Raw genomic sequence first — 10,401 nt, forward strand, 5'->3', positions numbered from 1 at the left:
GCTCGGCCGGTCACGACTAGGCATCAATGATGGTGCACGACCAGCCGTCCGTCACCAGGGCGGGCAGGCGCGGGTGCGGCAGCCGTACGCGCGGCACGCGCCCGGCGCACGGCGGCACCCCGACGGCGCCACGGCCCGCGGCCCGCCCGGCACCCCGGCCCACGGCCCGTCCGGCACCCCACCCACGGCACGCCCGCACCCCCTGCCGTCGCGGCCCCCGTCGCCATATAGGGGACAACCGCCACATCGACAAAGCGATCATCGGGGGCTTCCGCCGAGGACGCCCCACCCGCACGGAGGACGTCGCCGGCGTCGCAACCGCTCGACTTCAGGAAGTGAACACATTCGGGGGATTGACTCCCGTCGATCCTCCAAGCAATATCTGATGCACGCGCCGGTGCCCGCACCGCACTCAAGCGCGTGTTCGAGTGATGAAGAACTCCGGCTCCAGCGAGCCACTGCCAGGCCGCCTCGACGCTGCGGCGGCCAGGCTCGCGCGGTGCCCGGACCGGCGGTCGGCCGTAGAGGGTCGGCCGGACCGCCACCTGACTGCCGGTGCCGCCCCGCGAGGGGCCCGGCACCGGCGGTTCCGGGTCCGCCCCGGACATCCACCCGGCCGCCGATCGGAAGCCCACCCGGACACCCCGCCCGAACGGCCCGCCAGGCCCAGCAGCCCCGCCCCGGACGTCCGCGCAGGTCGCACCCGGTGGATCGGTACACTCGGCCAGCGTGTCCCTCCTCCTCAGCATCGTGCTCCCGGTCCACGGCGTGGAGCGGTACCTCCCGCGCTGCCTCGACTCGCTCCTCGGCGACACCCCCGCCGAGGAGACCCGCTTCGAGGTGATCGCGGTCGACGACCTCTCCCCCGACGGCTCCGGCGCGATCCTGGACGCCTACGCGGCCCGCGACAGCCGGCTGCGGGTGACGCACCTCACCGAGAACCAGGGCCTCGGCGGCGCCCGCACCGCCGCCCTGCCGGACGCCCGCGGCGAGTACGTCTGGTTCGTCGACAGCGACGACTGGGTGCCCGAGGGGACGGTAGGCGCGCTGCTGGACGAGCTGGCGCGCGAACGCCGCCGGGAGACCCCCGCCGACGTGCTGATCACCGACTTCACCCACGTCTACCCGGACGGCGGGACGGAGCCCAACCCCTGGCGCCACGTGCTGACCGGCTCCCCGCTGGTCGAGGGCTGCACGCTGGCCGAGCACCCGGCGCTCTTCCAGACCGTGATGTCGGTCTGGAACAAGCTGTTCCGCCGCGCCTTCCTGGACGGCCTCGGGGTCTCCTTCGGCCGCGGCTACTACGAGGACATCTCGGTCACCTACCCGGCGCTGCTGGCCGCCGAGCGGCTGCGCTACCTCGACCGCCCCTGCTACTTCTACCGGCGCGGCCGGGACGGCGCGATCACCGCCACCGCCTCCCCCAAGCACGCCGACGTGTTCGCCCAGTACGACGCGATCTTCGCCTTCCTGGACCGCCCGGACCGCCCCGGCCGGCCCGTCCCGGAGACGTTGCGCACCCTGGTCTTCGACCGGACGGTCCGCCAGGCGCTGAACGTCTACGACACCCCCGGGCTGGTCCCCACCGACCGGCGCAAGGACTTCTTCCAGCGGATCGCCCGGCACTTCGACCGCCACCGCCCGGCGGGCTACCGCTTCCCCGGCGGAGTGCGCGGCGTGCAGTACCGGCTGGCCGCCCGGGGCGCCCGGATCGCGTACGCCGAGCTGCGCCGCACCGGCCGGCTGCCGCGCGAACTCAGGCGCGGGGCGAGGGCGGTGGCGCCGGCGGTGAAGAAGGGGATGCGCAGCGGCGCCCGGTTCACCGCGTACAACGCGTTCCGCCGGCTGCCGCTGGACGAGAACCTCGCGGTCTACGCCGCGTACTGGCACCGGGGTTACGCGTGCAGTCCGGCGGCCATCTACGAGAAGGCGAAGGAACTCGCCCCGCGGATCCGGGGCGTGTGGGTGGTGGAGAACCGCACCCAGGCCGCCACGCTGCCGCCGGGGGTGCCGTACGTGATCGTCAACACCCCCGCCTACCTCAAGGCGATGGCGACCGCCAAGTACTTCGTCAACAACGTCAACTTCCCCCGCACGATGACGAAGCGACCGGGCACGGTGCACGTCCAGACGCAGCACGGCACCCCGCTCAAGGCGATGGGCATGGACCTGCGCGACCACCCGGCGGCGGCCGAGGGGATGGACTTCGAGCAGCTCCAGGAGGCCGTCGACCGCTGGGACTTCCTGGTCTCCCCCAACCCGCACACCAGCGGGCACTTCGCCCGCGCGTTCCCCGGCCGGTACGAGATGCTGGACACCGGCTACCCGCGCAACGACCGCCTGGTGAACGCCACTTCGGACGAGGTCCGGGCGATGCGCGAGCGGCTCGGGCTGCGGCCGGACACCCGGGCGGTGCTGTACGCGCCGACCCACCGCGGCAGCAAGGGCGGCTACGTGCCGCTGCTGGACGTCGCGGAGCTGGCCCGGCGGCTGGGCCCGGACTTCACGCTGCTGGTGCGCACCCACTACTTCCACGCCGGCGGCCCGGGCGACCTGTCGGGCGCCGGCGCGGAGTCGGCGCGGATCGTGGACGTCTCGGCGCACCCCACCGTCGAGGACCTCTACCTCGCGGCGGACGCGCTGGTGACGGACTACTCGTCGATGATGTTCGACTACGCGGTGCTGGACCGCCCGGTGGTGGTCTTCGCCCCGGACTGGGAGGAGTACCAGCGGGACCGCGGCGTCTACTTCGACCTGTTCGCGGAGCCGCCGGGCGCGGTCACGGTGGACGCGGACGGGCTGGCGCGGGCGCTGCTGGCGGGCGATCCGGAGCCGGCGGCGCGGGAGCGGTTCCGGGCGAAGTTCTGCGTCTGGGACGACGGCGGGGCCGCGGAGCGGGTGGTGCGCCGGGTGTTCCCGGTGGAGGAGTAGCCGCCCCGGTACGGGAGCAGCGGCGGGGCCTCCGGACGGGGCCGGTGCCGCCGGTACGGCGACCGGCCCCGTCAGCGCGAGCTCAGCGCTGGCGGGCGGCCAGGAACTCCTCGAAGGTCAGGACGCCGTCGTGGTCGGTGTCCATGCTGTGGATCAGCGCCTCGGCCATCGAGAGGGTGACGTCGTGGTCGCCCATCTCGTTGGCGGCGAGGGCGTACTCGGCCGCGGTGATCCTGCCGTCGCCGTCCTTGTCGAAACGGTCGAAAAAGGCCTTGATCGCCTCGGTGGTCTCCATCGTTCCCTCCTGGGTACTGCGGGGTGTTGCTCGGTTCGGACGGCCGTACCCTACCCGGCCGTGGTGTTCGCCACGGTCGGCGGGAGTGGACGTGCGCGGGGGTGGGTGTCGTAGTCTGCGGATCTGATTGCAGGCCCGGGCTCCTCCCGGGCGGTCGTTCGTCCAGGGAGGGAATCGTGCTCGACCTCGCCACCAAGTTGGTGCTGAAACCGGTCTCGAGGGGGATCTGGCGGCCGGTCATCGAGGGAATCGAGAACGTGCCGCGCAAGGGCGGGGTGATCCTGGCCAGCAACCACCTGTCGTTCATCGACAGCGTGGTGATCCCGCTGACCGCCCCGCGCCGGGTGCACTTCCTCGCCAAGGCCGAGTACTTCACCGGCACCGGGCTCAAGGGCCGGCTCTCCAAGGGCTTCTTCGAGGCGATCGGCGCGGTGCCGGTCGAGCGCGGCACCTACCGTTCCGCGCAGGCCTCGCTGGAGTCGGCGCTGCAGATCCTGGAGGACGGCAAGGCCTTCGGCATCTACCCCGAGGGCACCCGTTCGCTGGACGGCCGGCTCTACCGGGGCAAGACGGGCGTCGCCTGGCTCGCGCTGACCGCGGGCGTGCCGGTGGTGCCGGTGGCGCTGGAAGGCCCGGAGCAGATCCTGCCGGTGGGCAAGCGGGTGCCGCGGCTGAGGAAGGTGACGGTCCGCTTCGGCGAGCCGCTGCACTTCGACGGGCTGCACGGGCAGGCCCGCTCGCTGAAGGCCCGTCGGCAGGTGACCGACGAGGTGATGGCGGCCATCCAGCGGCTCTCCGGCCAGGAGGTCGCGGAGAGCTACAACGAGGTCCCGAAGGCGGCCTGACCGGCGCTCTGCACCGGCGCACCGTCACCGGCGCCCAGTCGTCGGCGCCCAGTCCCTGGGCTCCTCGGCGCCCAGTCGGCGGTGCCCGGCGCCGGACACCGCCCGGGGTGCGTCACAGGTGCCCGAGCGCGGCCGGTTCCGGCCGGCCGGCGGCCTCCGGCGCCTCCCGGCGCAGCAGCGCCGCGTACCGCCCGTCCAGCGCCACCAGCTCCTCGTGGGTGCCGAGTTCGACCACCTCGCCGTGGTCCAGGACGGCGATCTGGTCGGCGGCGCGGACGGTGGAGAGCCGGTGCGCGATGGTGATGGTGGTGCGGCCGGCGGCCAGGGTGTCCACGGCCTGCTGGACGGCGCGCTCGGTGCGGTTGTCGAGCGCGCTGGTGGCCTCGTCGAGGATGAGCACCGGCGGGTTGCGCAGGATCGTCCGGGCGAGTGCGAGGCGCTGCTTCTCGCCGCCGGAGAAGCGGTAGCCGCGCTCGCCGACCATGGTGTCGTAGCCGTCCGGGAGGGCGGCGATGGTGTCGTGGATCTGCGCGGCCCGGGCGGCCTCGACCAGTTCGGCGTCGCTGGCGCCGGGCTTGGCGAAGCGCAGGTTCTCGGCGACGGAGGCGTGGAAGAGGTACGTCTCCTGGGAGACCACGCCGACCGCGCGGGCCAGGGTGTCGAAGGACAGCTCGCGCACGTCGACGCCGTCCAGGGTGACCCGTCCGCCGGTGACGTCGTACAGCCGCGGGACGAGGTAGCTGAGGGTGGTCTTGCCGGAGCCGGTCTCACCGACCACGGCCAGTGAGCTCCCGGCCGGGACGTCGAGGTCGACCCCGGACAGGGTCGGGCGCTCCTGCGCGGGGTCGTAGCGGAAGTCCACTCCCTTGAAGCGGACCTCGCCGCGGATGTCGGCCAGGGTGACCGGGTGGGCCGGCTCGTCGATCTCCACCGGCAGGTCGAGGTACTCGAAGATGCGCTGGAAGAGCGCGAGCGAGGTCTGCACGTCCACGCCGGTGGAGAGCAGGCTGACGGTCGGGCGGAACAGGCCCTGCTGGAGGGTGACGAAGGCGACCAGGGTGCCGACCGAGACGATCGGCGAACCGGCGGCGGAGGTCAGGCCCGCGGCCCAGTAGATCAGCGCGGGCATCGCGGCCATCACGATCTGGATGGTGTTCATCCGCCAGCGCCCGGCCATGCTGGCCCGCACCTCCAGGCCGGCGAGCTGGTCGGACTGCTCGGTGAACTCGCGGGCCAGCGAGCCGGAGCGGCCCATGGTGCGGCCGAGCAGGATGCCGCTGACCGAGAGCGACTCCTGGACCGCCGAGCTCATCGCGGCCAGCTGCTTCTGCCGCTCGGTGGTGATCTTCTTGCGCTCGTGGCCGACCCGGCGGCTGATCCAGACGAACAGTGGGAGCAGCAGCAGCGAGACGACGGTCAGCCGCCAGTCGAGGGCGACCATGGCGACGACGGAGGCGATCACCGCCGTCAGGTTGGAGACCAGGCTGGTCGCGGTGGACGTCACCGTGGACTGCATGCCGCCGATGTCGTTGGCGATCCGGGACTGCACCTCGCCGGTGCGGGTGCGGGTGAAGAAGGCCAGCGACTGCCGTTGGAGGTGCTCGTAGACGGCGGTGCGCAGGTCGTGCATCACGCGCTGGCCGACGGTGGTGGAGATCAGCGTCTGCAGGACGTTGAAGATGCTGTTCACCACGGCGGTGGCGATCATCCCGAGGGCGAGCAGGCTGAGCAGCCCGGTGCGGCCCTGCGGGATGGCGGTGTCCAGGACGGCCCGGAGCAGGAACGGCGAGACGACCGAGACCACGGCGGAGGCGGCGACCAGCAGCCCGACGGCCGCCAGACGGCCCCGGTACGGGCGGAAGAGCGCGAGGATGCGGCGCCACTCGGCCGGTGGGCGGGGTTCGCCCTCGGCGCGGTCGGGCGGGGTCCAGTCGATGGCGGTGGGCCTCAAGGACGGGCCTCCCTGGGTGGGACGGTCGGGTGGGCGGCCGGGCGGAGGCCAGCATAGCGAGGATAGCTCATAGTTAGACAAGCTAATAGTGAGGGTTGCTCTATTCCTCGGACCTCCCGGCTCCGGCGCCCGCCCGGGCCCCGGCCGCCTCCTGAATCCCGGCCGCCCCGACCGCCCCGGCTGCCCTGGCCGCCCCGACCGCCCCGGCTGTCAGTCGGTCCGGTAGGTCCGCGCCGCCTTCGAGGAGAGCCCGCCGAGCCTGCCGGAGGGCAGCACCCGGGCGATGGCCACCGCGGCCTTGTACCGCTTGCCCGGCACGGACACGGACCGGCCGCGGGCCAGGTCGCGCATCGCCTCGTCCACCACCCGCTCCGCGGAGAGCCAGGACCAGGACGGGATGTTGCCCGTGCCCATGCCGGCCCGCTCGTGGAACTCGGTCCGGGTGAAGCCCGGGCACAGCGCCATCATCCGCACGCCCGTCCCGCCGAGGTCGCGCAGCACGCCCTGGGTGAAGCTGACCACCCAGGCCTTGCTCGCGCCGTACGTGCCGCGCGGCAGGAAGGCCGCCACCGAGGCGACGTTGACGATCGCGCCGCGGCCGCGCTCCCGCATGCCGGGCAGGGCGGCCGTGGTCAGCCGCAGGACCGACTCGATGTGCACCTTCAGCATGTCCAGCTCGTCCTGCAGCGGAACGGTCCCGAAGGCGCCCTTGTTGCCGAAGCCGGCGTTGTTGACCAGGAGGTCCACCGGGCGGGCGGAGTCGGCGAGCCGGGCCTCCACGGCCCCGATGCCCGCCTCGGTCGCGAGGTCGGCGGTCAGCACCTCCGCCTCGATGCCGTACTTGCCGTGCAGGTCGGCGGCGGCGCGCTCCAGGCGCGCGGTGTCCCGGGCCACCAGGACGAGCTGGTGGCCGCTGCGGGCGAGCCGGCGGGCGAAAGCGGCTCCGATGCCGGCGGTCGCGCCGGTGATCAAGGCTGTGGTCATGCCCCCGACGGTACCGACTCCCCGCATCCGAGCCCACACCCAGGGCAACGTCCCAGCTCAGCGGGTTGCGGATGCAGATCCCCGAAGGGGCTCGTAACGTCGAACAGGGGCACCGTCCGACCGGGCGGTGAAATCCAGACGAGGAGGCACATCTGATGCTTACTCAGTTCCGGACCGAAACGGCTTCGACGTCACACAGCGCGACGCTGGAAGCCGAGACACTCGCGAGCCTGATGGTGGAGGACGAGGCCGTCGTGTCCGACGCGCCCACGTACCTGCCCGAGGCCGCCGGCGCGGTGCTGCTCGCCGCCCTGCTGCTCCTCTCGCCGAAGGGCCCGAAGGAGAAGCCGACCCGGTAGGCCGTCTTCTCCCCTTTAGGGCCTCGTGCCCGTGACCATCCCTCCTGAAGGGGGACCCGATCGCCATGCCAACCGCCGAGACCCCTCTCCGTGACGAGTACGCCGCGGCGGTCGAGCGGGTGGCGGACCGGACCCTCGCCGTCCTCCGGGACGGCGAGGGCACGGCCGCACTCGCGGACCCCGACACCCTCGTGCCCCGCCCACTGCTGGCCGCGGTACGGGTGCTCGGCGCGGACGTGTTCGCACCGCAGCTGCTCACCGGCGCGGAGCCCGACGGCACCACCGCCGCCCTGCTGGCCGAGGCGCGAGTCGCCTTCCCCGCCCCGACCCCCGCCTCGGCGGAGGCCGCCCTGGTGATCGGGTGGCAGGACTGGGCGGCCGGCCGACTGCTCGCCCGCACGCCGTACGGGGCGGCCGTGCGAGCGCCCGCGCCGCTGTCCGGGCCGCAGGACGTGGGCTGGCAGACGTGGTCGAAGCGGATGGCCCAGCTGTCCTCGCTGGCCCTGCCGACACTGGACGGCCCGATGCACGACGCCGCCCGCGCGCACACCCTGGACCTCGCCCGCGGGACCGTCCGCTGCATGCTCCGGCGCGACCCCACCACCGCCGTCCGACTGGCCCGGTGGCTCGCCTGGGCCGAGGCGGAGGGCCGACCGCTCCGGCTGGAGATCGAGCCCGTGCTGGACCGGATCCGGCTGGCGGGCGACGGCACCTCCCGTTCCTCCCTCGAACTCACCATCGCCCAGAGCCTGTTGAACGGGGCCCGGAGATGACCGACACCGTGGTGCTCGCCACCGCCCAACAGCTCGGCTCCCGGTCACTGGCCTGGCTGCACGCCGGCTACCAGCGCGGCTACAGCCGGCTGGAGGAGAGCACCATCGTCGACCTGGCCGACCCGGAGGACGTCTACAAGCCGCTCTGCGAGGCCGCCCTGGCCTCCTCCCTGGTCCTTCGCGACGGCGTCGCCGGCCCGCACGACGCCCGTCTCGCCCAGGAGCTCCTCGAAGCCGCCTGGGCCCAGCTGGGCGAGGGCGACCTGCTGCTCGAACGGCAGCTGCGGCACGTCACCCTGGTCGACCCGCTGGAGACGTACGGCCACTTCGCCCGGTCCGGGTACCGCCACGCCGCCATGGAGGAACTGCTCACCTCGATCGGCCGGCTCCGTGCCGTGCACGCCGTCGAGATCCAGGGCAGCCGCCACCTCGCGCTCGCCAACGCCCGGCGGATCGCCGGCCTCGAACCCCAGCCGGACTGGCCCAGGCTGGCCCGGAACACCTGGCTCGGCGCCCTCCCCGAGCCGTGGACCATCGCCTGGGTGATCGCCTACCAGGTCACCCACACCGTCTTCCACCTCACCGACTGGGGCGCCCGGCCCGAGTGCCTGCCCGAGCCGATGCGCGACTACCTGCGCGACTGGCTGCCGGTCTGGCTCGACATCTGGCTGGAGATCGAGCAGTGGGACCTCGCCGGCGAACTGCTCATCGTGGACTCCTGCATCGGGGAGCCGGTGACCGGACGCGCCGGCTGGGAGGCACTGGCCGCGGCCCAGCAGGCGGACGGGATGATCCGGTGCGAGGGCTCCGCACCCGACAACGACGACCCGGAGGAGGACTTCCGCCAGCACTGCCACACCGCCGTGGTCGGCGTCGTGGCCTCCACCGTCACCCTCTCCCGGGCGCTCGGCGGCACACCGGTGGCCCTTTGAGCGGGCCGGACGGGAACGGGCGTGACGCGGCTAGCGGGCCGGACGTGAACGGGCCCGACGCCGACGGACCGGACGAGAGCGGGTGTGACGCCGGCGGCCTGGACGCCGCCGTCGCGGCGGTGGTGCGGGCGGCCCGGCCGTACGCCACCGCCGTGACGGTCGCCCTGGTGCGCGGCGACCAGGCTGACGTGCGCTGCTTCGGGCGGACCGGACGGGCCCCGGCGGCTCCGCCCTGCACCCCCGGCACCGTCTTCGAACTCGGCTCCGTCAGCAAGACCTTCACCGCGCTGCTGCTCGCCGAGATGGCCGCGCGCGGCGATCTCTCCCTGGACGACCCGGTCGAGCACCGGCTCCCGCACTGCTGGCGCGCGGCGAAGGTCCGGTCGGCGGAACCCATCCGACTCCTGCACCTGGCCACCCACACCTCGGGCCTGCCCGGGCTCCCCCCGGGACTGCTCGCGAAGGCCGTCCCGGCCTGGTTCAGCAATCCGTACGAGACGTACGGCGACGAGCAGTTGAGGGACGGCCTGGCCCGAACGACCGTACGGGCACGCCCCGGTAGCCGGTACGGTTACTCCAACTACGGGGTCGGCCTGCTCGGCCGGGTGCTCGCCGAGACGGGCGGGATGCCGTACGGGGACCTGCTCGCCGAACGGGTCTGCCGCCCCCTTGGACTGCGCTCCACGACCTGCGACCCGGACCCGCCGGGCCGGGCCGTCGGGTACCGGCGCGCACGGGCGCTCCCGCCCTGGCGTATCCCCGGGCTGCCGGGCGCCGGCGCCGTCCGGGCCGACGGGGCCGACCTGCTGCGCTACCTCCGGGCGCACCTGGACGGCGGCCCGCCGGCCGAGCCGGACGGCGGACGGTCGGCGGGCGCGGGTGGCGGAGCGCCGGCGGGCGCGGGTGGCGGAGCGCCGGCGGGCGCGGACGGCGGGCTGAACGGCGGGCTGGGTGCCGCGCTGCGGGACGTCCAGCGGCTGCGCCTGCGGCTGCCGCACTCGGCCGACCGGATCGGCCTGGTGTGGATGCACCGCTGCTCGGGCGACCGGGACCTCTACTTCCACAGCGGCGGCACCCGGGGGTTCACGGCCTTCGTGGGATTCTCACCGGCGGGTCGGGCAGCCGTGGCGGCGGTGGCCAACACCGCTCCGGCGCTGGACGGCCGGTTCGTCCAGGCCGGCTACGAGGCGCTGCGGGTGGCCAGCGGGGCCGGGGCCCGCTAGGGCGTGTCTGACGATTCGCGTCGGATCAGGGCGCGGCGTTGGGGTGCGTGCATCGCAAGGCGGAGGAGGGAGCCACTGCGGAGCATTGGCGACCGACGACAACGCGGC

9 protein-coding genes are annotated in these 10,401 nt (G+C 73.7%); 6 read left to right on the forward strand and 3 right to left on the reverse strand.

Features of this window, described 5'->3' with window-relative positions; all coding sequences use genetic code 11:
* Positions 1 to 729: 729 nt before the first annotated feature.
* Positions 730 to 2,931 carry a CDP-glycerol glycerophosphotransferase family protein gene (locus ACIQI7_RS25400; RefSeq protein ID WP_401113564.1) on the forward strand — a complete coding sequence of 734 codons (2,202 nt, stop codon included), beginning with the start codon at positions 730 to 732 and terminating at the stop codon, positions 2,929 to 2,931.
* An 82-nt stretch (positions 2,932 to 3,013) separates the two neighbouring features.
* Here the strand turns inward: ACIQI7_RS25400 and ACIQI7_RS25405 are convergent, their stop codons facing one another.
* Positions 3,014 to 3,226, reverse strand: coding sequence for an EF-hand domain-containing protein (locus tag ACIQI7_RS25405; protein ID WP_387756809.1), 213 nt, complete (start codon positions 3,224 to 3,226; stop codon positions 3,014 to 3,016).
* A gap of 176 nt (positions 3,227 to 3,402) precedes the next feature.
* Between ACIQI7_RS25405 and ACIQI7_RS25410 the strand changes: the two genes are divergently transcribed.
* A complete protein-coding gene (locus ACIQI7_RS25410; protein ID WP_401113566.1) occupies positions 3,403 to 4,071 on the forward strand; it encodes a lysophospholipid acyltransferase family protein in 669 nt (222 codons plus the stop codon).
* Positions 4,072 to 4,183: 112 nt separating this feature from the next.
* On the opposite strand, the gene ACIQI7_RS25415 is transcribed toward ACIQI7_RS25410, so the two are convergent.
* Together ACIQI7_RS25415 and ACIQI7_RS25420 are read right to left on the reverse strand one after the other, a co-directional pair.
* Positions 4,184 to 6,022 (reverse strand): ABC transporter ATP-binding protein, encoded by a 1,839-nt coding sequence (locus tag ACIQI7_RS25415; RefSeq protein WP_401113568.1) that lies wholly within the window; start codon positions 6,020 to 6,022, stop codon positions 4,184 to 4,186.
* A gap of 210 nt (positions 6,023 to 6,232) precedes the next feature.
* Positions 6,233 to 7,006 carry an SDR family NAD(P)-dependent oxidoreductase gene (locus tag ACIQI7_RS25420; protein ID WP_401113570.1) on the reverse strand — a complete coding sequence of 258 codons (774 nt, stop codon included), beginning with the start codon at positions 7,004 to 7,006 and terminating at the stop codon, positions 6,233 to 6,235.
* Positions 7,007 to 7,161: 155 nt separating this feature from the next.
* Between ACIQI7_RS25420 and ACIQI7_RS25425 the strand changes: the two genes are divergently transcribed.
* From ACIQI7_RS25425 to ACIQI7_RS25440, 4 genes are all read left to right on the forward strand, one after another.
* Positions 7,162 to 7,365, forward strand: a complete 204-nt coding sequence (locus ACIQI7_RS25425) for a hypothetical protein (RefSeq protein WP_359821891.1) — start codon at positions 7,162 to 7,164, stop codon at positions 7,363 to 7,365.
* Positions 7,366 to 7,430: 65 nt separating this feature from the next.
* Positions 7,431 to 8,138: a hypothetical protein gene (locus tag ACIQI7_RS25430; protein ID WP_401113573.1), complete on the forward strand. Its 708-nt coding sequence runs from the start codon at positions 7,431 to 7,433 to the stop codon at positions 8,136 to 8,138.
* Complete coding sequence (locus ACIQI7_RS25435) at positions 8,135 to 9,070, forward strand: DUF6895 family protein (RefSeq protein ID WP_401113575.1); 936 nt, start codon at positions 8,135 to 8,137, stop codon at positions 9,068 to 9,070. The genes ACIQI7_RS25430 and ACIQI7_RS25435 overlap by 4 nt, the downstream gene beginning before the upstream one ends.
* Before the next feature lie 44 nt (positions 9,071 to 9,114).
* A complete protein-coding gene (locus ACIQI7_RS25440) occupies positions 9,115 to 10,293 on the forward strand; it encodes a serine hydrolase domain-containing protein (protein WP_401113578.1) in 1,179 nt (392 codons plus the stop codon).
* Positions 10,294 to 10,401: the final 108 nt, after the last annotated feature.

It is taken from the genome of Kitasatospora sp. NPDC092039 (assembly GCF_044756065.1).
Taxonomy (GTDB): Bacteria; Actinomycetota; Actinomycetes; order Streptomycetales; family Streptomycetaceae; genus Kitasatospora.